Here is a 21,689-nt window from a genome sequence, read left to right as displayed (position 1 = left end):
CGGGCGGCCCGCGGCGGATGGAATCGGAATCGGACCGGGGATGGACATGGCTGCTGCTGACGAAGCGCGCTTGACGTTCGAACGCATCGCGGACGACCTGCGGCAGCAGATCCGGGACGGCGAACTACGTCCAGGCCAGCTCCTGCCGACGCAGAGCCAGCTCATGCAGACCTACAAGGCATCCAGCCTGACCGTGCAGAAGGCCATCCGGCTCCTCAGGAACGAGGGCTGGGTCATCGCCCGCCAGGGGCGCGGCACTTTCGTCACGCGCTCAGCCGACTTCGAGGACGCCTTCGAGAAGGTCGCCGGCGACCTCCAGCAGCAGATCTATACCGGCACTCTGGCACCCGGGGCCAGGCTGCCCGCCCGCGAGGTCTTGGCGGAGCACTACGCGGTGCCGCTCAACGTGGTCACCAACGCCATCTCTCTGCTGGCGGGCAACTTCCTCCTGCGCTACCCCGGCGAGCTGCCCGGCGACGAGGTCTACGTACGCGACTGGGACGACCACGGCTTCGCCACCCAGCTCATCCACGGCCGCCTGGTCCGCAAGATCAGGGACGGATCACTGGCCAGGGGCGCCACGGTCACCGTGGACGAGGTGGTCGATACGATCGGCGGCGACCCGGAATCCGCAGACCAGGCCCTGACCTTCCTCGCCCTGGAGGGCAGGATGAAGAAGGCCCACCAGCGGAACGGGTCGATAGCGTACGTCGTCGTGGGGGGCGAGTTCGGCACAGAGGTGCCGGTCGCGGTGCAGCCGGTGGCCGAGTCGGACGAAGCGTCGGCTGCCCCGCAGAAGGCGTTCCCGGCTGCCGGAGTGGCGGATCTGGCCTACAAGCTGGAACGAGCCCTGGAGCGGATCGAGGAGCTGGAGGAGCGTGTCGAACGCCTCGAAGGCCGCGACGCGGACTGAGGCGGACACGTGAACGACAGCATCCCCGAAGGCCGCAGGCTGGCATTCGGGGACGCTTCGCGTGGATCGGTCAGGGCTGGTACTCGTAGCCGATGGTGAACCGGGGCGGCAGGCACCACTCCCCGTACTCGATGACCCCCTCCGCGTCCGACCATCGGTGGGCGCCGGCCAGGATCGGGGAGCCGATCGGCAGCCCCAGGGCGCTGGCCTCTCGGGCGTCGGCGGGGCGGGCGTGCATGTCGTCACGGGCGTGGGTGATCGTGCGCCCGGTGGCTTCCAGGACTCGGGCGGACAGTCCGTGATTGCGGCCCGGGGCGGTGTTCAGCAGGTCCGGTACGAGGGCGGCGAACGGGGCCGGGTACCAGGTCACCGCGAACACGGTCCGGGTCTTGCCCCGCCCAGCCAGCCACTCGCGCCGCACCACCTGGTCCCCGGCCTCCAGGTCGAAGATCTCCGCCACATACAGCGGCGGAATGATCAGCTCGGCCGCCGTCACCCGGCTCGTCTCACCCTCGGCCAGGAACGACTTCACCCGCTGGACCCGGGCCAGCCGGTCCCGCGCCGACAGCGTCCAGCGCGGGTCATCGGCGACATAGGTGCCGCGCGGGGTGGTGCGGATGAAGTTCTCCACCTGGAGGGCCTGCAAGGCGCGGGAGACGGTGGCGGCCGCAGCCTGCCACTGGCCGGCGATCTCCCGGTTCGTCGGCAGCTTGGCGCCCGGCTCAAGCTCTCCCGACAGGATGCGCTCCCGGAAGTGATCCGCGATCTTCGTGAACGTCTTGGAACTGGGCATAAGGCTTGCCCCTCCGTTGAGTTGACGTAATGTCAGTGAGAGCACACTAGTGCACTACGAACCGTAGCGGGAGTGCTTCGGCCACTCGAATACTGAACTAGAGCACCGACCTGTCAAGAGGTCGGCCATGTCACGTTCGAGAGGTGGCGATGTGCAGTGACGGAGCCGACCAGGTACTCGACCCCGCCGGTCGAACTCCCCTTGCGCCTGGACCCGGAGCCGGCACCGGTCGAGGGCTGCGCGGGCTGTGCCGAGCTGGCCAACGTGCGTGACCGGGCCCGCCTGGTGGGCGATATGACCACCGTCAGCGACTGCAACGTCTACATGCGACGCCACCCGGAGGGCCACCAGTGAGCCCCCGCGCCGTATACCGGCACATCCCCCACACCATCCGCCACGCACCCGAAGGCGGCATCACCTACAAGACGTTCTGTGCCACTGCCAACTGCGGAGCCGAATCCGGACCCCACGCCGAGCAGGAAGCCGCACAGGACTGGGCGCTCCGTCACACCGGACACACCGGCCACGAGCTCTTCAGACGCGTCTTCACCGACCACGCCAAGGTCACCCGAGCCGAGTAGAACCACCACCGCAAACCGGAACAGCACCCACACGCCGGAGGCCATCGCGCCAGGCCAGCGGCCCAGCCGGACGCTCGGCCACCGACCACGGCGTACCGCCGAAGCGGGATGCGTCCAAACTTTCTCTACGTCTTCAAGGCGACCCGCTGACGCGGGTCGCGCGCGGCACGGCCGCCCACCCGGCCCGCTCTCGGCTCCGCCACCGCGGGCCGGCCAGCGACCAGGCCGCGCAGAGGCAGCGCAGCGGCTACCGGAAGCGCGAAGAAGACCGGACGCGCCCGCGCGGCGATCGCCAGGCCGACGGCGAGGCGACGGAGGGGAGTTGGCCGGGGCGGAGGCCCGGAGGTGGGGCCGGTCGGCTCCGTGGGCTTTACCCACCTCCCCGGGTCGGGGCCCGCGTAGGGCAAGACCAGGGGGCCACTCGTTCAAATTCCGGGCAGGTCCAAAGCCTGCCCGAGTTGCCGGGCCAGCGTACGGCCCCCTGACCATGCCCGACCCCAACCCGGGCAGGACACCGGCCAAAGCCCACTCCACCGCCCTCACGCACGTAGCCGTCTGACGGCAACGCTGACGGCAACAGGGGCGAACAGCAGGGGACTTCCACGTGCTTCCACGGACGGGCCAGAATTCGCTGACCAGCGAAAATGCAGGGGAAGACTGTCCAGCGAGCACACGTACTATGTGCTGGCTGGCGCTACGCCGGTCCTGGTTCACAACTGCGGTACGGTTTATCGCGGTGATACGAGGTCGCCCATTGAGATCGAAGAGGCCGGCGGATTTATGCCCCGCAATCCGGATGCGGGCACAACCCTTGGCGAGTACGTAGAAAACAATACTCACGGTAGCTTCGTATCGACGTCCAGGCATGCACAGACTGCTGCCACTTTCCCCACTGCCAGGCATGGGTACGTATACGAGATTAGTGGGGCACCGGGCGGAATTGATGTTAACGCGAGAATGGGCGGCATGAACCCAAATGCCCACGAGGCGGAGATAGCCTTCGATGGTGGAATCTCGTGGGAGCATGTGACCCGAGTCTGGAAGAAGGACGAGTGGGGTGAGATTGACTTCGACTACGATGAGCCAATTTGGCAGAGGTAGCGGTCCATCCCAGTCGATCGGGGAAGAACATGGAAGTTCCAAAGGGCCAAAGAGGGTCGCTGCGCTACGGGTGTGACCTCACCATCGACGATGTCACACGCCTGGAATCGTTCCTCATGGCCCGAACTGCGCGACTGGCCCAGGCGGAGCGCGGAACTGACGAGCGGCAAATGGTGCGTGCCGTCAGAACCACCCTGCATCATCTCGTGGTCACGCTTCAGCATTCCCTACCTTTCGCGGACGGAGGCAATGAGGCGCAGCCATTGATCCGCCTGCAGGTCGATGTGTCATGGAATGCCTTGTGGGCGCTGGCCTCTCCATGGCAGTGGCATGAGGAGTACGATCAAGAGCGATGGCGTTCCGTCAAGTATTGGAATGAGAACCAAAAGGAAGAATTCGAAGCGCGTTTGGCTGGCGAATTTTCCAAGGATCGACGCCGCAGCGCCTCCGGCGATGGCAGTCAATAAGCCCTGAGGGCAGGGCGCATGCATAGCCGATAAATCGCCGCAAATTTCCCCTGATTCTGGTCGCAGGGGAAGTTTTGAAGCCCCGCCGGATTCCGATTCCGGCGGGGCTTCTGCGCGCTTGACGGCAGTAGCTGACGGTAACGTCAGCGGACGGCCGGTCCGCAAGGAGGTGGGTCGGCAATGGCGTCTGGAACGGTGGTCTCGGTGGAGTTGCGGAGCGTGCGTCACAGGAGGTCGATGGCGTCGCGTTGGAGCCGGACTCGGACGTGGGCGTAGACGGTGGCGGTGACGCCGATGTGGGCGTGGCCGAGGAGTTCTTTGATCACGACGAGTTCGATGCCTTGCTCCAGGAGCAGGGTGGCGGTGGGGTGCCGTAGGTCGTGGAAGCGAATCCGGCGGAGCTCTGCCCGATCGAGGAGGGCACGGTAGCTGCGATTGAGGTTCGCTGGATCGATCGGCCCTCCTGCTGGCGTGCTGAAGACGAGGCCGTTGTCCCTCCAGTCCTCCGCTGCTGCCTCTCGTTCTCCTTCCGTACCTCACGGTGTCCCTTGAATGAGTGGATGCACTCGCTGGGGAGGGCGATGCGCCGTTCGGATGCGCGGGTCTTGGTGGGCAGGGCGGTCAACCCGCCGTTCTGGGTGCGCTAGAGGGTGCGGCGAATGCTGGCAATGCCGTTCTGGAGGTCGAGGTCTTCCCACTGGAGGCCGAGGAGTTCGCCCTTGCGGAGTCCGGTGCGGAGGGCGAATTCGTACAGCGCGAACAGGCGGTCATCGCGGGCGGAGCGAGGAACTGACGGGCTTCATCTCCCGTGAGTGGTTCGAACCAACGAGGACGTGGTGTACCGGTGCGGACGTTGCGGGCCACGTTGCGTGTGGTCTCCTCCTCGCGGACGGCGTGCTCCAAGGCCCACTTAAGGACGGAGTGGATGTACGCCAGCGTCAGCGGCGAGAGTCGCTTGGAGCAGCACACTCCGGCTGCGCAGCAGCGGGCCTGATCACGGCGGGCGTCAACGTTGCGTGTGCAGCACTGGCAGGTGGTGCGGAGCTGGTTGAGCCAAGTGCGGACGTCCTTGGCGGTGAGCTTGGCCAGCTTCCTCTTGCCCAGGCCGGGGATGAGGCGCTGGTGGACGCAGGCGGTGTAGCGGGTGTGGGGGTTCTCGCGGAGCTGGTGGATTGCGACGGCCTCCAGCCAGTACGTCAGGTACTCGCTGATGTTGCCCTGCGAGTTGGACGCGTGCCATGACCTGAGGCACGGTCAGCAGTTCCTGCAGCTTACTCGGTGCCTGGTGGGGCACGGTGGGCTGATGCGAGGTCATCAGCAGCCCCCTTCCGCTAGGAACTGCCGTTCCGGTTCTCTGAGGTGCCATACGCCAGCAGTGAGGAGCCCGGCGCCGGGGCTGTTACCCGAACCGTGGTAGGTCCAGTGGCCGAGGACGAGGTTGTCGTCGGTCGAGGTCGGGACGGCCGGCCTTGGCGCGGGCCTGTTCGGTGTGCCAGGCGCGGCGGGCGTCGCGGAGCGCGCCGTGGAGCTGGTGGCGTCTAGTGGGGACCTGCTTTGGACGGTTTTTTCGAGCTTCTCGCGGGGCGCGGCCAAAGCTTCCATGTAGGTGGTGCCTCGGCCCCGCTGGACTGGACGGGGGCTTCCCAGTGACCGGATCTCGACGCGCAGCGTCGCTCTTCTGTGTGGTTCAGGGGACCCGCATGCCGGGACTGCGGGCCTTGTTGATCCGGTCGTGCGGCAGCCGGGTGCCGAGAGCGAGGAAACGCGCGCACAGTTGTGCACTCGGAGGCTTGGGAAACCTCCCGTCGGCGGCGACGGGAGGTGCGGCGGGCGCGCGGCCTGAGGTAGCAGTTGGGACGTCGATGAGGGCGTCGCCGTGTCGGGGTAGGGCGCTCTCCTCGACCGGGCGATCGGTCGGGGAGAGCGTCCTGCGGTGCGGGGTTATTCGGACTCGGACTCCAGGGTGCCCTCCGTGGCGAGGTAGACCTCGCGGAGGGATTCGAGGATCTGGGGGTCCGGCTTTTCCCACATGCCGCGGGATTCGGCCTCCAGGAGGCGTTCCGCGATGCCGTGGAGGGCCCAGGGGTTGGCCTGTTCGAGGAAGGCGCGGTTCTCGGGGTCCAGGACGTAGGTTTCCGTCAGCTTGTCGTACATCCAGTCGGCGATCACGCCGGTGGTGGCGTCGTAGCCGAACAGGTAGTCGACCGTCGCCGCGAGTTCGAAGGCGCCCTTGTAGCCGTGGCGGCGCATCGCCTCGATCCACTTGGGGTTGACGACGCGAGCGCGGAAGACGCGCGAGGTCTCTTCGACCAGGGTGCGGGTCTTGACCGTTTCCGGGCGGGTGGAGTCGCCGATGTACGCCTCGGGGGCCGTGCCGCGAAGGGCGCGGACCGTGGCGACCATGCCGCCGTGGTACTGGAAGTAGTCGTCGGAGTCGGCGATGTCGTGCTCGCGGGTGTCCGTGTTCTTCGCCGCGACGGTGATCCGCTTGTAGGCGGTCTCCATTTCGGCGCGGGCCGGACGTCCCTCCAGGCCGCGGCCGTACGCGTAGCCGCCCCAGACCGTGTAGACCTCCGCGAGGTCGGCGTCGGTGCGCCAGTCGCGGGAGTCGATCAGCTGGAGGATGCCGGCGCCGTACGTGCCGGGGCGCGAGCCGAAGATGCGGGTGGTGGCCTTACGTTCGTCGCCGTGGGCGGCGAGGTCGGCCTGGGCGTGGGCGCGGATGAAGTTCTCGGTGTGCGGTTCGTCCAGGGAGGCCGCCAGCCGGACCGCGTCGTCCAGGAGGCCGATCACGTGCGGGAACGCGTCGCGGAAGAAGCCCGAGATGCGCAGGGTGACGTCGATGCGGGGGCGGCCGAGTTCCGGGAGGGGGATGGGCTCGATGCCCGTGACGCGGCGCGAGGCCTCGTCCCAGACGGGGCGGATGCCGAGCAGGGCCAGGGCTTCGGCGACGTCGTCGCCCGCCGTGCGCATCGCGCTCGTGCCCCAGAGGGAGAGGCCGACGGAGGCGGGCCATTCGCCGTTGTCCGTGCGGTAGCGGGTCAGGAGCGAGTCGGCCAGGGCCTGGCCCGTCTCCCACGCGAGGCGGGAGGGGACGGCCTTGGGGTCCACCGAGTAGAAGTTGCGGCCGGTCGGCAGGACGTTGACCAGGCCGCGCAGGGGCGAGCCCGAGGGGCCCGCAGGGATGAACCGGCCGTCGAGGGCGGCCACGACGTGGGCGATCTCGTCCGTGGTGCCGGCCAGGCGGGGGACGACCTCCCGTGCGGCGAAGGTGAGGACCGCCGAAACCTCCGGGGCGTGGTCCGCCGCGACCGATGCGACCGCGTCCGGAGACCAGTTCGCGTCCTCCATCGCCTGGACCAGGGCGCGGGCCGTCTCCTCCACCGCGTCCGCCGAGGTGCGGGTCGGCGCGGACTCGTCCAGGCCGAGGGCCTCGCGCAGGCCCGGCAGGGCCGTCGTACCGCCCCAGATCTGGCGGGCGCGCAGGATCGCCAGGACCAGGTTGACCCTGGCCTCACCGGTCGGGGCGCCGCCGAGGACGTGGAGCCCGTCGCGGATCTGGGCGTCCTTGACCTCGCAGAGCCAGCCGTCGACGTGCAGGAGGAAGTCGTCGAAGCCCTCGTCGTCGGGGCGCTCTTCGAGGCCCAGGTCGTGGTGGAGCTTCGCCGCCTGGATCAGGGTCCAGATCTGCGCCCGGATGGCGGGCAGCTTCGCCGGGTCCATGGCGCTGATCTGCGCGTACTCGTCCAGGTGCTGTTCGAGGCGGGCGATGTCGCCGTACGACTCCGCGCGCGCCATCGGCGGCACCAGGTGGTCGACCAGGGTGGCGTGGACGCGGCGCTTGGCCTGCGTGCCCTCGCCCGGGTCGTTGACGAGGAAGGGGTAGATCAGGGGGAGGTCGCCGAGGGCGGCGTCCGGGGCGCAGGAGGCGGAGAGGCCGGCGTTCTTGCCGGGCAGCCACTCCAGGTTGCCGTGCTTGCCCAGGTGGATCATCGCGTCCGCGCCGAAACCGCCGTCTTCCTCGCGGGCCTGGATCCAGCGGTACGCGGCCAGGTAGTGGTGCGACGGCGGCAGGTCCGGGTCGTGGTAGATCGCGATCGGGTTCTCGCCGAAGCCGCGCGGCGGCTGGATGAGGATCAGGAGGTTCCCGCGGCGCAGGGCCGCCAGGACGATGTCGCCCTCGGGGTTGGCGGACGTGTCGACGAACATGCTGCCCGGGGCCTCGCCCCAGTGCGCGTTGACGCTGTCGCGCAGTTCCGCCGGGAGCTCGGCGAACCACCGCTTGTAGTCGGCGGCGGGGATGCGGACGGGGTTGCGGGCCAGCTGCTCCTCGGTGAGCCAGTCCTGGTCGTGGCCGCCGGCCTCGATCAGGGCGCGGATCAGCTCGTCTCCGTCGCCGGAGACCAGGCCGGGGATGTCGGCGGTCGGACCGAAGTCGTAGCCCGCGGCGATGAGGGTGCGCAGCAGTTCGACCGCGCTGGCCGGAGTGTCCAGGCCGACCGCGTTGCCGATGCGGGAGTGCTTGGTCGGGTACGCGGAGAGGACCAGCGCCACCTTCTTGTCGCGGCGCTCGATGTGGCGCAGCCGGGCGTGGCGTACGGCGATGCCCGCGACGCGGGCGGCCCGCTCGGGGTCGGCCACGTAGGCGGGCAGGCCGTCGTCGTCGAGCTCCTTGAAGGAGAACGGGACGGTGATCAGGCGGCCGTCGAACTCCGGGACGGCGACCTGGGTGGCGGCGTCCAGCGGGGAGAGGCCCTCGTCGTTCTCCTCCCACGCGCTGCGGGAGCCGGTCAGGCACAGGGCCTGGAGGATCGGCACGCCGAGCGCGGCCAGGGCACCGGCGTCCCACGACTCGTCGTCGCCGCCGGCCGAGGCGGTGGCCGGCTTGGTGCCGCCCGCCGCGAGGACGGTGGTGACGATGGCGTCCGCCGACTCCAGGGCGGTGAGCAGCTCCGGCTCCGGGGTGCGGAGGGAGGAGACGTAGAGGGGCAGCGGCTGGGCGCCGTGGGCCTCGATGGCCTCGCACAGGGCGTGCACGAAGGCGGTGTTGCCGCTCATCTGGTGGGCGCGGTAGTAGAGAACGGCGACCCGGGGGCCGGTGGTACCGGCCGGGGTGCGCTCCAGGGGACCCCAGGTGGGGGCGGCCGCGGGGGGCTCGAAGCCGTGGCCGGTGAGGAGCACGGTGTCGGAGAGGAAGCGGGCCAGCTGGTCCAGGTTGGCGGGGCCGCCGTGGGCGAGGTAGGCGTGCGCTTCGGCGGCGATGCCGATGGGGACGGTGGAGGCCTCCATCAGCTGGGCGTCCGGGGCCTGTTCGCCGGTCAGGACCACGACCGAGCGGTGCTGGCCGGGGGCCAGGAGCAGGTCGAGGCCGTCCTGCCAGGCGCGGAGGCCGCCGAGGAGGCGTACGACGACCAGGTCGACCCCGTCGAGGAGGGCGGGGAGGTCGTCGAGGGGAAGGCGGGAGGGGTTCGCGAACCGGTACGGGACGGGCCCGTCGGCTGCGCGGGCGCTGAGCAGATCGGTGTCGGACGTCGACAGCAGCAGGATCATGCGGCGGCAGGCCTTCCTCGGGGTTTCCGCGCCCCGGGCAGTGTGGACGGCGGGAGTTCCTGACTCACCCTGCCGGTTGCTCCGCGGGGTTCACAGTGGCGGGACCGCGCCGGAATCGCACCGGGCTTCCTCCCATGTCGCCGTCCTCGGCGATGGCGGGCCGTGTGGCTCCGCCGGTGGTCATCTTAGGTGGGTGCGGGCGGGGCGGGGCGGCGGGGGTGCGGGTGTGGGTGCGGGTGTGGGTGCGGGGCGTTGTGGGGGCTCTGCCCCCGGGCCCCCGCGCCTCAAACGCCGGCGGGGCTGGATTCGGGCGGCGGGGTTGGATGTGTCGGGCGGGGGCGCTGAGTCCCAGCCCCTCCGGCGCCTCGAACGGCGGTGGGCTGGGTCGGGGGGTGGGGGTGGAGGTGGAGTTGGGGCTCCGGGTGGGGGGACGCAGATCAGGGTGGCGGTGGACACAGGCCGGGGGTGGGGAAACGTGGGTATGCTCGCGGCCATGCCACAGCCGCCTTCCGCCGCATCGCGGGACGAACCCGTCATACGGGAGCGCGGTGACGCATGTCCCGGCGCGTTGCGGCTGCACTCGGCGGACGACGGGTACCTCGCGCGGGTCCGGATACCCGGGGGGATGCTCGGGGCGCGCGCGGCCGGGCTGCTCGCCGATGCGGCGGACCGGCTCGGCGACGGGCACATCGACCTCACCTCGCGCGGCAACGCGCAGTTGCGCGGGCTGGGCGCCTCCTGCGGAGGAGAGCTCGCCTCCGTACTGGCTGCATCCGGACTGCTGCCCGTGGCTTCCCACGAACGGGTGCGCAACATCGTGGCCTCGCCGCTCACCGGGCTCGACCGCAGCGGCCTGCCCGACGTGGCGCCCTGGGTCGCGGAGCTGGACCGGCTGCTCTGCGCGGACGAAGAGGCCGTCGCGCTGTCCGGGCGTTTCCTGTTCGCCCTCGACGACGGGCGCGGCGACGTGAGCTCCCTCGACGCCGACGTGAACCTGCTCGCGCAGGGGCCCGGGCACGCCCTGCTCACCACGGCCGGAGCCCGCGACGGACTGCTCGTGTCCGCCACGGACGCCCCGCGGGCCGCCCTGGTCGCCGCCCGGTACTTCCTCGACGCCGCCCGGGACGCCGGGACGCGGGCCTGGCGGGTCGCCGAACTGCCCGCCGAACAGGCCCTCACCGTCACGGAGTTGGGGCAACGGCTGACCGGCGCCGCAGTCGGGTCGACCGTCATGGCCGATGCCGCCGCGCCGCGGGGCGCCGCGCCCGAACCCGGCGTGGTCGAAGGGCCCGGGCGGAGCGCGGCGCTTTCCGTGCTCGCGCCCCTGGGACGCCTCACCACCGCCCAGTGGAACCTGCTGGCCGGCCTCACCGGGCGGCTGCGCCTGACCCCCTGGCGCGGCGTCGTCGTTCCCGGCCTGACCACCGCCACCGCGGCGGACGCCCTCGCCGTCCTCGCCGACGCCGGGCTGATCACCACCCCCGCCGACCCCTGGCGGTCCGTGACGGCCTGTACGGGGCGCCCCGGGTGCGCCCGGTCCCACAGCGACGTGCGCGCCGACGCGCGGGCCGTCACCGCCCTCGCGGGCGGAGCGCTGCCCGTGCACTGGTCGGGATGCGAACGGCGCTGCGGACATCCGCGCGGCACCGCCTGGGCGGACGTGCTGGCCACCCCCGACGGATACGACCTCCGCGCCCCCGGCCACGCCCCCTGCCACGGCGTACGGCCCACCGACCTTCCCGCGGCCCTCAGGGACGCACGCCGCACCACCTCCCACGACGCAGCGAAGAAATGAGCGAGTACACAGTGTTCGAGTACGAGAAGGACGGCGCGGCGATCTACCGCCAGTCCTTTGCCACGATCCGCGCCGAGGCGGACCTCTCCGGGCTGCCCGCCTCGGTCGCCCAGGTCGCGGTGCGCATGATCCACGCCTGCGGGATGACCGACCTGCCGCAGGACCTGGGCTACACGCCCGACGTCGTGCTGCGGGCGCGGGCCGCCCTGAACGCCGGCGCGCCGATCCTGTGCGACGTACAGATGGTGGCGAGCGGTGTCACCCGCAAGCGGCTGCCCGCGGACAACGACGTCATCTGCACCCTCTCCGACCCGGCCGTCCCGGCGCTCGCCGCGAAGATGGGCACCACCCGCAGCGCAGCGGCCCTCGAAGTCTGGCGGGACCGGGGCCTGTTGGAGGGTTCCGTGATCGCCGTCGGCAACGCGCCGACCGCGCTGTTCCGGCTGCTGGAGATGATCGAGGAGGGTGCACCGCGCCCCGCCGCCGTGATCGGCGTCCCGGTCGGCTTCATCGGCGCCGCCGAGTCGAAGGACGCGCTCGCCGAACACCCCTGCGCACTGGACCACTTGATCGTGCGCGGCCGGCGCGGCGGCAGCGCCATCGCGGCCGCCGCCGTCAACGCGATCGCGAGCGAGGAAGAATGAGCACCGCGAACAGCACCGGCCCCGGGAAGCTCTACGGCGTGGGGCTCGGGCCCGGCGACCCCTCCCTGATGACCCTGCGGGCCGTCGAGGTGATCGCCGAGGCCGACGTCGTCGCGTACCACTCCGCGCGCCACGGCCGGTCCATCGCCCGCTCGATCGCCGCGAAGCACCTGCGCGCCGACCACATCGAGGAGCCGCTGGTCTACCCGGTCACCACCGAGACCACCGACCACCCCGGCGGGTACCAGGGCGCCATGGAGGAATTCTACGAGGCCTCCGCCGCCCGCCTCGCCGCGCACCTCGACGCCGGCCGGACCGTGGCCGTGCTCGCGGAGGGCGACCCGCTCTTCTACGGCTCTTACATGCACATGCACAAGCGGCTCGCCGACCGCTACGAGGCCGAGGTGATCCCCGGGGTGACCTCGGTGAGCGCCGCCGCCGCGCGGCTCGGCACCCCGCTCGTGGAGGGCGAGGAGGTGCTGACCATCCTGCCCGGCACCCTGCCCGAGGAGGAGCTCACCGCCCGGCTCGCCGCCACCGACTCGGCGGTCGTCATGAAGCTCGGGCGCACCTTCCCCGCCGTGCGGCGGGCCATGGAGGACAGCGGCCGGCTCGCCGAGGCCCGCTACGTCGAGCGCGCCACGATGGCCGGGGAGCGCACCGGAGCCCTCGCCGACACCGACCCGGACAGCGTGCCGTACTTCGCCGTCGCCGTCGTGCCCAGCCGCGTCGGCAACCCGGGCAGCGTGCCGTCCGGGCCGGGCGGGGTCGTGGTCGTCGGGACCGGGCCGGCCGGGCCGCTGTGGCTGACCCCGCAGACCCGGCGGGCGCTCGCGGACGCCGAGGTGCTCGTCGGGTACACGACGTACCTGGACCGGGTGCCGGTGAAGCCGGGCCAGGTCCGGCACGGCTCCGACAACAAGGTGGAGTCCGAGCGCGCCGAGTTCGCCCTGGACCTCGCCCGGCGCGGCAAGCGGGTGGCGGTGGTCTCCGGCGGCGACCCCGGGGTCTTCGCCATGGCCACGGCGGTCCTGGAGGTCGCGGGGCAGCCGGAGTACAAGGACGTGCCCGTACGGGTCCTGCCGGGGGTGACCGCGGCCAACGCGGCCGCCGCGGCGGCGGGGGCCCCGCTGGGCCACGACTACGCCACCATCTCGCTGTCCGACCGGCTCAAGCCCTGGGAGGTCATCGCCGAGCGGCTGCGGTCCGCCGCGCAGGCCGATCTGGTGCTCGCCCTGTACAACCCGGGTTCGCGCAGCCGGACCTGGCAGGTGGCGCAGGCCCGCGAGCTGCTGCTCGAACTGCGCTCGCCGCAGACCCCGGTGGTCGTCGCACGTGACGTGGGCGGCCCCGAGCAGTCCGTCCGGATCGTCACGCTGGACGCACTGGTCCCGGAAGAGGTGGACATGCGCACGATCCTGCTGGTCGGCTCCTCGCAGACCCAGGTCACGGAGCGGGCCGACGGGACCCGCCTGACCTGGACCCCGCGCCGTTACGGGTAAGGGGCCGCCACCGAGGCCCCGGGCGCGCCGACTCGCGGTCGGCGCGTCCGGGGCCTTCTCACGCTCCGCGAGCCGGGCAGGGGGCGGCGGCCTTCCGCGCCCCGCGCCGGCGTCCGGCGCCGAGCAGGCCGCGCCGCGACAGCGCGCCCGGCGCCGCCGACGAGGGCGAGCAGGCCCAGGTCCTGCGCCCGGCCCGCCGCGATCTGGGCCGTTCGGCGGCGAGCAGGCGCGTCCCGGCGGTGTGCGGCCGCCCGACGGCTTCGCCGAGAGGTCGGGGCCCTTGCCGCGGGGGCGGATCAGGTCGGGTGGGTCGCCAGCCAGTCGCGGGCCGCCTCCACGGAGGCGGCCTCCGCCACGCCCGCCGGCACCGGTGGCCGGCGTACGACGACCACCGGGATGCCCGCCTCGCGGGCCGCGGTCAGCTTGGGGGCGGTGGCACAGCCGCCGCTGTCCTTGGTCACCAGGACGTCGATCCGGTGCCGGGCCAGCAGTTGCCGCTCGTCGTCCAGGGTGAACGGGCCCCGAGCCAGCAGCACTTCGAGACGCGGCGGAGCGGGCGGGCCCGGGGCGTCCACCGAACGCACCAGGAACCAGGGCTCGGTGAGGTGCGCGAAGTGGTGCAGGCCCATCCGGCCGGTGGTGAGGAAGACCCGCTCACCGAGGCCGGGCAGCAGCGCCGCCGCCCCGGCGAGGGAGTCCGTGAAGTGCCAGTCGTCGCCAGGCGCCGCCGCCCAGCCGGGACGGCGCAGCGCCAGCAGCGGGATCCCCGAAAGGGCCGCGGCCCGGGCCGCGTTGAAGCTCATGCGCTCCGCGAAGGGGTGCGTGGCGTCGACCAGGTGGCTGACCCCGTGGGCGCGGATCCAGGCCGCCAGGCCGTCCGGGCCGCCGAAGCCGCCGATCCGCGTCTCGCCCGGCGGCAGCACCGGCGCGCCGACCCGGCCCGCCAGTGAGGTCGTCACCCGGTACGGGGCCGCCTCCAGGGCCTCCGCGAGGCGGCGGGCCTCCGTCGTCCCGCCCAGGACGAGGACGTGACGTACGGGGCCGGGTTCAGCAGGCATGCCGGTCCCGCTCGGCGGAGTACAGGTGGCTGTCGCGGAACTGCTCGGCGCCGAGGGTGCGCCCGACCAGGATCACCGCGGTGCGCACCAGGCCGGCCGCCTTCACCTGGTCCGCGATGTCGGCCAGGGTGCCGCGCAGGATCAGCTCGTCGGGGCGGCTGGCCATCGCGACGACCGCCGCCGGGCAGTCGGCCCCGTAGTACGGCAGCAGTTCGGCGACGACGCGCTCCGCGTAGCGGGTGGCCAGGTGCAGGACGAGCAGCGCGCCGCTGCGGCCGAGCGTGGCCAGGTCCTCGCCGGGCGGCATCGGCGTGGCCTGCTGGGCGATCCGGGTCAGGATCACGGTCTGGCCCACGGTCGGGACGGTCAGCTCCCGCTTGAGCGCGGCCGCGGCCGCGGCGAAGGCCGGTACGCCCGGCACGACCTCGTACGGGATGCCGGCCGCGTCGAGACGGCGCATCTGCTCGGCGACGGCGGAGAAGACGGACGGGTCCCCGGAGTGCAGGCGCGCCACGTCCTGACCGGCGGCGTGGGCCCGGACGAACTCGGCGACGATCTCGTCCAGGTTGAGCTGCGAGGTGTCCACCAGGCGGGCGCCGGGCGGGCATTCGGCCAGCAGCTCGCGCGGGACGAGGCTGCCCGCGTACAGGCAGACGGGGGCGGCCGCCAGGGTCCGGGCGCCGCGCACGGTGATCAGGTCGGCGGCGCCGGGGCCGGCTCCGATGAAGTACACGGTCATGTCTGGTCCTTCGTCTCTGTCGCCGGTGATGCCGGCTCCGGCCACGGCTTGGTCACGGTCCACTGGGTGACGGGCATCGCCTGCCGCCAACCCGTGAAGCCGCCGACCGGCACGGCGTGCGCGACGGCCAGCTTCACCAGTTCACCGCCGTGCCGGCGGTAGCGGTCGGCCAGTACGGCCTCCGACTCCAAGGTGACCGTGTTGACCACCAGCCGGCCGCCGGGGGCCAGCGCCGCCCAGGCCGCGTCCAGCAGGCCCGGCGCGGTCAGGCCCCCGCCGATGAACACCGCGTCGGGGGCGGGCAGTGCGACCAGCGCGGCGGGGGCGGCGCCGGTGACCACCCGCAGGCCCGGCACCCCGAGCGCCGCCGCGTTGCGGGCGATCCGCTCGGCGCGCTCCGGTACCCGTTCCACGGTCACGGCGCGGCAGGAGGGGTGCGTGCGCATCCACTCGATGCCGATCGACCCCGAGCCGCCGCCGATGTCCCACAGCAGTTCGCCGGGGGCCGGGGCGAGTGCGCACAGGGTCGCGGCGCGGACGTGCCGCTTGGTGAGCTGGCCGTCGTGTTCGTACGCGGTGTCGGGCAGGCCGGGGGTGGCGCCGAGGCGCGGGGTGTCCGCGCGGGGGTCGCGCCGGCACTCCACGGCGACCACGTTCAGGGGGTCGCCGGGCGCGCGGTCCCAGGTGTCGGCATGGCCCTCGTACGCGGTCTCGTCCTCGGAGCCGAGCTGTTCCAGCACCCGCATACGGCTGGGGCCGAAGCCCCGCTCCCGCAGCAGGGCGGCGATCTCGCCCGGGGAGGCCGCTCCGGCGCTCAGCACCAGCAGCCGCCGGCCCTCGTACAGCGCGGCCGAGACCCGTGCCACCGGGCGGCCGACGACCGTGACGACCTCGGTGTCCTCCACCGGCCAGCCGAGGCGGGCGCACGCGTACGACACGGACGAGGGATGCGGGTGGACCAGCAGGGCGTGCGGGCCGAGCTCCTGCGCGAGGGCGCGGCCGATCCCGTAGAACATGGGGTCGCCGCTGGCCAGTACGGCGATCCTGCGGCCGGTGTGCTCGGCCATCAGCTTCGGCACGGCGGGGCGCAGCGGGCTCGGCCACGCGACGCGCTCACCGGGGCACTCCCCGGCCGGCAGCAGGTCCAGCTGCCGGGGGCCGCCGATCAGCACCTCGGCGGTGGCCAGCGCGGAGCGCGCGGCGGCGGTGAGCCCGGCCCAGCCGTCGGCGCCGAGGCCGACGACCGTGACGGGGCTGGGGGGTGCGGCGGAGCTCACTGCGCGGAACCTCGGGGACGGGGAGCGGGTGGACCCGCAGCCTACTGGTCGGGCTCGCGTGGCCCGGGACCAGGGTGGCACCGGGTGCCGCGCAACCCCGCCGACCCGTGCCGGCCGCCCTCTTGAGGCTGATGCCGCGCGCCTCCCGGAAGCCGGCCCCGCGCAGCCCGCCCGGGCCGCCGCCCAGCGGGAACCCGGGCCGTTGCCCCCGCAACCCGGGGTCGCCCTCGAAGGCCGGGCCGGCGCCGGCGCGCGGTCGGGTGGCTTCCGGGGGGGCGTTCCGGGGTGTCGGGCGCCCTTGGGTGAAACCCGTCCGCCCCCGTCGCGCTCCTGGGCGCCCCGGGTGGGCCCTGCTCCGGCGCCGGGATGCGACGCAGACTCTGCGGCATGGACGACGACGCTCCGGACAATCACCCAGCCGCCTGCCGCCCCGCCGCCCCGCCGCCCCGGCGCCCGGGCTCAGCGTCCCGAGGTCGCCCTCGTGTAGAGGCCGCGGACGGAGTCGTCGAACCAGCTGCTGTAGGAGGTCGTCTCGTCGCCGCCCCCGTCGCGGCCGCCGATGACCCCGATCAGCGTGTGCCCGTCGGTCAGCACCGGGCCGCCGCTGGTGCCGTTCGGTACGTCCGCGCAGTCCAGCCGCAGCTGCGTGGGCCCCTCGGCGCGGGCGGTGTTGTAGCAGTCCAGCGGCTGCTCGCTGTCGTTCGGGTAGCCGACCAGCCGGGCGGGCAGCGGCAGTCGGGGCCGGAAGCGGATCGTGAGCGCGCCGGTGACGTCCTCCAGCCGCTCACCGGGGTGCCCGGGCCGGCGCAGCCTCAGGAAGGCCACGTCGTGGTCCGGGTCCCCGTCGCTCGTCCAGCGGGGGTCCACGTCGATGCGGGTGGGGACCCACACGCCGTACGGGGCCTTCCCGTCGCGGTAGCCGGGGACGAAGGCCAGATTGGTGCGGAAGCCGTCCTGGTACACGCAGTGCGCGGCGGTGGCGATGAGGTCGCCCTCGGGCGAGTGGACCACGCTGGCCGAGCAGTGGTGGTCGGCGTCCCAGTCGTTGCCGGGGGAGAACAGCGCCCCGATCGCGGGCTCGGAGGGGGCGGTGCGGGCCCGCAGCGGCGAGGAGGGCTGCCAGCCGCCCTCCGTCCACCGCACCGGGTCCGGGGCTCCCGACGCCTCGGAGCCGGACGCCGTCCCCGCGAAGGCCGCGGCATCGGCCGGCGGCTCCTCGCCCTCCGCGACGATCCCGTCCAGGACGTCACCGGCCGTGCGGTCGGCGCGCTCCGGGTCCTGGAGGTAGCTGCCCTGCTCCGGGTCGCCGTCGGCGCGGTTCGAGGCGACCGCGCGCAGCTCCCCCCACACCAGGGCTCCGGCGGTTACCAGGGCGAGGCAGATTCCGAGCAGCACGCAGACCCGTACCGCGCGATCCCTCACCTTGCCGACCATGTGGCGCTCCCCGCCCCCTGACGTTCTCCCGACGTCCCGTCCGACGGTGCGCGGACGGCGGGAGTTCCGGATTCCGGTGTGTCGGTGCTCACAGCCGGACGCCCGCGCCCCTCTCCCGACATCCTGCGTCCTTCCGTACGACACCGAACTCCCCTAGCCTCCACGCGACTTGAGTGAGACGGACGCGAGGGGAGCCGAACGGATGAGACTGCGCAACAGGTGGAGGGACACGGTCTCGGCCGGTCTGGTCGCGGCGGCGCTCGGCCTGGGCCTCGCCCTGGGCCCGGCGGCCCCCGCCGGGGCCGAGGGCGGCCTGTCCTACATCGGATCCACCGGCGTCGGCGTGCACAACGCCTACGAGAAAGCCAAGTACCCGTACTTCGCGGACGCCCTGGACTCCGGCGCGGCCATGCTCGAACTCGACGTGTGGACCAACTTCTTCGGCAGCTCCTGGCGGGTCTCGCACGACAACCCCTTCGGCAACAACAGCAACTGCGAGAACGCCACCAGCCCCGCCCAGCTGCGCACCAAGTCCCGGGACCAGAACCTCGCGGGCTGCCTGTCCGACATCCGCAGCTGGCACGACGCGCACCCCGGCCACCGCCCGGTCGTGCTCAAACTGGAGCTCAAGGACGGCTTCGCCGCCAACCTCGGGCGCGGTCCCGCCGACCTCGACGCGCTGCTCACCGCCAAGCTGGGCGAGGCCGTCTACCGGCCCGCGCAGCTGGCCGCCGGCTACCCCGACCTGGACACCGCGGCCCGCGCCGGGGCCTGGCCGAGCCGCGCCGCCATGGCCGGGAAGTTCCTCGTGGAGCTGATCCCCGGCACCGTGGAGGAGGGCAACGGCGCCGACACGCTGTGGACGGACCGGGAGTACGCCACGCACCTGCGCACCCTCGCCTCCACGGGCCGGCTCGGCACCGCCGCCGCCTTCCCTGCGGTGCACCGCGCCGAGGCGGGCGATCCGCGGGCCCGCTACGCGGACGCCTCGCTGCGGCCCTGGTTCGTGGTCTTCGACGGTGACGCGAGCGCCTACGCGGACGGCTCCATCGACACCGGCTGGTACGACCGCAACCACTACCTCCTGGTCGCCACCGACGCGCAGGGCGTGGCTCCCGCCATCGACGGAGTCCACCCGACCGAGGCCCAGGCGCTGGACCGGCTCGCGCTGATGGCGGGGCACCACGCCTCCATAGCATCGGCGGACTGGTACCCGCTGCCGAAGGTCCTGGCGACGGTGGTGCCCCGCGGATAGACCCCGCCCGGGCGCGCCGGCGCCCCCTGAGCCGGACCGCCGTCCGGCTCAGGGGGAGGCCCACGGGAAACACCCAGGGCCGGCCCCGGGTCCGGGCCCGGGCCCCGGCGAGGGCCCCGGGCCCGGACCCGGGGAAGGCGCCCGGGAGCGGGCTCAGGGGGAAGGGCTCACCTGGACCGTCGTCAGCGCGCCGCCCGCGGCCTCCTTCACCACCGCGATCCGGGTGCCGGTGTCCGGGACCTTGACCCCGAGCTGCGGCAGTTCCGCGTTCCAGTAGGAGCCGTGGCGGTCGTCGAAGACCGCGACCCCCGGCCTCGACGCGATCACCAGCGGGGTCCCCGCCTTGTGCAGCACGACCCGCCCGCTCGCGCGGAGCGAGAAGGGGGCGTCGAAGGTCTGCGCCCGGGCGTTCAGCAGGCTGCCGTCGGTGAACCTCAGCGGCTCCGGCCGGGCGTCCACCGGCAGCAGCAGGCCGCCGCCGGGGTGTGCCTTGGTGGTGTTGTCGCTGAACGCGGTGTCCCAGAGCCAGACGAGGACGCCCTCCTGGTAGGGGAAGAACTCGACCCGGTCGCCCGTGAAGCCGAAGTTGTACGGGCCCGTCTTGAGCAGGCTGCCGTAGCCCGTGTAGCGCCGGTTCTCGACGAAGTAGGCGCGCGGGTGCTCCTCGCTGCCGTTGCGGCCCTCCGTACGGGACCACTTGAGCGCCGTCCAGCCGTTCGCGCCCTGCTCGGCGCCGTCGTGCAGCAGTTCACGGCCGCCCGCGGTGATGTGGATGTCGTCGAAGGTGACGCCCCGCCCGTGGGTGTTGCCGTCGGAGGTGACGCGCAGCCGGAGCCGGACCTCGCGGCCCGCGAAGGCGTCCAGCGGCACGGACAGCCGCATCCAGCCGGCGGAGGTGCCGGAGACGCCCTTGGCCGGGATCGGTGTGCCGTCGACGGTTCCCGGGAGCGGGGTCCAGGCGACGCCGCCGTCGGTGGAGGCCTCCACCGTCAGGAAGTCGAAGTCCTTCTCGATGTCGTACCAGACGCGGGCGTCCAGCAGGGCGGACCCGGTCGTGCCGGTGAGGTCGACGGTCCGGCCGAGCGTGTTGTCCATGAAGTCGCCGGTGCCGCTCCACCACTGGCTCGCGCCCTCGTACGGGTCGGTCAGCTCGGTCGTGGTCCGTGAGGGCGGCAGGTGGACCAGCAGCGCCTGCGGGTCCTCGGTGTTGTACCCGGACACGCCGAGGGTCGCGCGGGTCTTGCGGCCGGCGTCCGCCTCGGTGTACTCCAGCCAGCCCAGCTGGAGCTTGCTCCACGGATCGAGGTCGCCGGGGAACTCCCCGGTGGTGCCGGGGCGTTTGCCGAGGTAGGAGGCCGACGACATCAGCGACCAGAAGTTGACGCTGTTGTCCCCGTCCGAGCTGTAGAGGTCCGGCAGCCCGAGGTCGTGGCCGAACTCGTGGGAGAACAGGCCTGCTCCGCTGTTCTCGCCGCCCGTGAGGTAGTCGCCCGCCCAGATGCCGGTGTCACCGACGGGGGTGCCGCCCGCCTTGTTGCCCGCGGGACCCGTGCTTCCGGCCTGGTCCCAGTAGGCGAACCAGCGGTGCGCCCAGACGGCGTCCTTGCCCTGGGCGCCCCCGCCCCACGTCTGGTCCTTGCCGGCGTGGACGATGACGAGGTGGTCGAGGTAGCCGTCGGGCTCGTTGAAGTTCCCGTCGTGGTCGGCGTCGTAGCGGTCCCACTGGTCGTACTCGGCCAGCTGCGCCTTGATGTCGGCGGCCGAACGGCCCTTCGCGCGCTCGGAGTCGTACCAGGCGGTGGTGGCGTCGCGGACGAGGTCCCAGTTGGTGCGGCACTGGCCGGGCTCGGAGCAGTTGTCCGTGCCGTAACGCGCCTCGTTCCAGGGGAGCCTGACCCAGTCGGTGACGGTGCCGTCCATGTCGTAGCGGCCCGAGGACTGCAGCTGGTAGTAGGCGCGCATGCTCGCCGACTCCGGTGCGTCGGAGAAGAACTGCCGCTGGTAGTAGGACCGGTCGAAGTCCTTGCGCCACAGCGTGTGGTTGTCGTCGGCGGCCGGCTTGCCGATGGTGTTGTGGCGGGGGCCGGGCGTGCCGCCGAACCGCGGCTTGCCCTCGTACTCGGTCGTCGTGTCCACCTGGTCGCCGAACTCGGCGAGGATCACGAAGACCTTGTCCTTGCGTTCCTGGGCGAGTTCGACGTACCGGTCGCCGACCTTGGCCTGGCGGGGGAGGGTGCGGTCGGACTCGGCGCGCAGGGCGCCGGGGCCGCTGCCGCCGCCGGCCGCGATGCCTTCGAGGGCCTGGCGGCGCAGGGCCTGGCGCTGGAGTTCGAGCGGCGCGGGCGGTGGGGCGGGAGCCTGCCGGTCGGCCTCCGGGGCCTGCTGGGCCTGCTGTGCGGCCGCCGGGGGCGGGGGAGGCGGGGGTGAGGCGGCGAGTGCGGGGGTGGCGGCGAGGAGGGCGAGTGATATCGCCGCTCCGGCCACGGCAAGTCTGCGCAACGCGGTCGTCCTTCCGAGGAGTTGGCCGGCAGTCGGCCAGGGAGGCGGCCAGAGGGTCGGCCAGGGAGCGCAGGTAATATT

The 21,689-nt window shown here is 72.6% G+C and carries 16 protein-coding genes, 1 pseudogene and 1 riboswitch; of the genes and pseudogenes, 9 read left to right on the top strand and 8 right to left on the bottom strand.

Annotated elements, in window-relative coordinates; genetic code table 11:
* The first annotated feature begins 70 nt into the window (after nt 1-70).
* On the top strand, nt 71-913 hold the full coding sequence (locus tag ACIA6C_RS26805) for a GntR family transcriptional regulator (protein WP_399279593.1): 843 nt from the start codon (nt 71-73) through the stop codon (nt 911-913).
* Between the two features lie 70 nt (nt 914-983).
* On the opposite strand, the gene ACIA6C_RS26800 is transcribed toward ACIA6C_RS26805, so the two are convergent.
* Nucleotides 984-1,706, bottom strand: coding sequence for a GntR family transcriptional regulator (locus tag ACIA6C_RS26800; protein ID WP_399279591.1), 723 nt, complete (start codon nt 1,704-1,706; stop codon nt 984-986).
* A gap of 156 nt (nt 1,707-1,862) precedes the next feature.
* On the opposite strand from ACIA6C_RS26800, the gene ACIA6C_RS26795 reads away from it, so the two are divergent.
* The 4 genes from ACIA6C_RS26795 (at nt 1,863) to ACIA6C_RS26780 (ending at nt 3,855) form a co-directional block, all read left to right on the top strand.
* On the top strand, nt 1,863-2,060 hold the full coding sequence (locus tag ACIA6C_RS26795; protein WP_399279589.1) for a hypothetical protein: 198 nt from the start codon (nt 1,863-1,865) through the stop codon (nt 2,058-2,060).
* Entirely contained in the window at nt 2,057-2,287 is a 231-nt protein-coding gene (locus ACIA6C_RS26790) for a hypothetical protein (RefSeq protein ID WP_399279587.1), read from the top strand. The genes ACIA6C_RS26795 and ACIA6C_RS26790 overlap by 4 nt, the downstream gene beginning before the upstream one ends.
* A 681-nt stretch (nt 2,288-2,968) precedes the next feature.
* Complete coding sequence (locus ACIA6C_RS26785; protein WP_399279585.1) at nt 2,969-3,388, top strand: enterotoxin A family protein; 420 nt, start codon at nt 2,969-2,971, stop codon at nt 3,386-3,388.
* A 29-nt stretch (nt 3,389-3,417) separates the two neighbouring features.
* The gene (locus tag ACIA6C_RS26780; protein ID WP_399279583.1) at nt 3,418-3,855 is read left to right on the top strand and encodes a hypothetical protein; all 438 of its coding nucleotides are present in this window, start codon (nt 3,418-3,420) and stop codon (nt 3,853-3,855) included.
* A gap of 143 nt (nt 3,856-3,998) precedes the next feature.
* Here the strand turns inward: ACIA6C_RS26780 and ACIA6C_RS26775 are convergent.
* Both ACIA6C_RS26775 and cobN read right to left on the bottom strand, forming a co-directional pair.
* Nucleotides 3,999-5,079 (bottom strand): annotated as a pseudogene (locus ACIA6C_RS26775) (tyrosine-type recombinase/integrase); the annotation flags it as partial.
* Nucleotides 5,080-5,796: 717 nt separating this feature from the next.
* Nucleotides 5,797-9,405 (bottom strand): cobaltochelatase subunit CobN, encoded by a 3,609-nt coding sequence (gene cobN / locus ACIA6C_RS26770; protein WP_399279581.1) that lies wholly within the window; start codon nt 9,403-9,405, stop codon nt 5,797-5,799.
* Between the two features lie 53 nt (nt 9,406-9,458).
* Nucleotides 9,459-9,537, bottom strand: a riboswitch (cobalamin riboswitch).
* Between the two features lie 361 nt (nt 9,538-9,898).
* Here cobN and cobG point away from each other — a divergent pair.
* From cobG to ACIA6C_RS26755, 3 genes are read left to right on the top strand one after another with little or no spacing between them, the layout of a single operon-like run.
* Nucleotides 9,899-11,200, top strand: a complete 1,302-nt coding sequence (gene cobG / locus ACIA6C_RS26765; RefSeq protein WP_399279579.1) for a precorrin-3B synthase — start codon at nt 9,899-9,901, stop codon at nt 11,198-11,200.
* Nucleotides 11,197-11,844 (top strand): precorrin-8X methylmutase, encoded by a 648-nt coding sequence (locus ACIA6C_RS26760; protein ID WP_366079843.1) that lies wholly within the window; start codon nt 11,197-11,199, stop codon nt 11,842-11,844. The genes cobG and ACIA6C_RS26760 overlap by 4 nt, the downstream gene beginning before the upstream one ends.
* The gene (locus ACIA6C_RS26755) at nt 11,841-13,346 is read left to right on the top strand and encodes a precorrin-2 C(20)-methyltransferase (protein ID WP_399279577.1); all 1,506 of its coding nucleotides are present in this window, start codon (nt 11,841-11,843) and stop codon (nt 13,344-13,346) included. The genes ACIA6C_RS26760 and ACIA6C_RS26755 overlap by 4 nt, the downstream gene beginning before the upstream one ends.
* Before the next feature lie 296 nt (nt 13,347-13,642).
* Here ACIA6C_RS26755 and ACIA6C_RS26750 read toward each other — a convergent pair whose 3' ends face one another.
* The 4 genes from ACIA6C_RS26750 to ACIA6C_RS26735 form a co-directional block, all read right to left on the bottom strand.
* The gene (locus ACIA6C_RS26750; RefSeq protein ID WP_399279575.1) at nt 13,643-14,404 is read right to left on the bottom strand and encodes a cobalt-precorrin-6A reductase; all 762 of its coding nucleotides are present in this window, start codon (nt 14,402-14,404) and stop codon (nt 13,643-13,645) included.
* Complete coding sequence (cobM, locus tag ACIA6C_RS26745) at nt 14,394-15,143, bottom strand: precorrin-4 C(11)-methyltransferase (RefSeq protein ID WP_366079837.1); 750 nt, start codon at nt 15,141-15,143, stop codon at nt 14,394-14,396. The genes ACIA6C_RS26750 and cobM overlap by 11 nt, the downstream gene beginning before the upstream one ends.
* Nucleotides 15,140-16,420, bottom strand: a complete 1,281-nt coding sequence (cbiE, locus tag ACIA6C_RS26740) for a precorrin-6y C5,15-methyltransferase (decarboxylating) subunit CbiE (protein ID WP_399279573.1) — start codon at nt 16,418-16,420, stop codon at nt 15,140-15,142. The genes cobM and cbiE overlap by 4 nt, the downstream gene beginning before the upstream one ends.
* A gap of 459 nt (nt 16,421-16,879) precedes the next feature.
* Nucleotides 16,880-17,854 carry a trypsin-like serine peptidase gene (locus tag ACIA6C_RS26735; protein ID WP_399279571.1) on the bottom strand — a complete coding sequence of 325 codons (975 nt, stop codon included), beginning with the start codon at nt 17,852-17,854 and terminating at the stop codon, nt 16,880-16,882.
* A 202-nt stretch (nt 17,855-18,056) separates the two neighbouring features.
* Here ACIA6C_RS26735 and ACIA6C_RS26730 point away from each other — a divergent pair, with 202 nt between their 5' ends.
* Nucleotides 18,057-19,109 (top strand): phosphatidylinositol-specific phospholipase C domain-containing protein, encoded by a 1,053-nt coding sequence (locus tag ACIA6C_RS26730; RefSeq protein ID WP_399279569.1) that lies wholly within the window; start codon nt 18,057-18,059, stop codon nt 19,107-19,109.
* Nucleotides 19,110-19,262: 153 nt separating this feature from the next.
* Here ACIA6C_RS26730 and ACIA6C_RS26725 read toward each other — a convergent pair whose 3' ends face one another.
* Nucleotides 19,263-21,608, bottom strand: a complete 2,346-nt coding sequence (locus tag ACIA6C_RS26725; RefSeq protein ID WP_399279567.1) for an immune inhibitor A domain-containing protein — start codon at nt 21,606-21,608, stop codon at nt 19,263-19,265.
* Nucleotides 21,609-21,689 lie beyond the last annotated feature (81 nt).

Source organism: Streptomyces sp. NPDC051578, assembly GCF_044454045.1.
In the GTDB taxonomy this organism is placed as follows: Bacteria; Actinomycetota; Actinomycetes; order Streptomycetales; family Streptomycetaceae; genus Streptomyces.
Note: the sequence above shows the minus strand (reverse complement) of the source record. Positions and strands in the feature narration are given on the sequence as shown.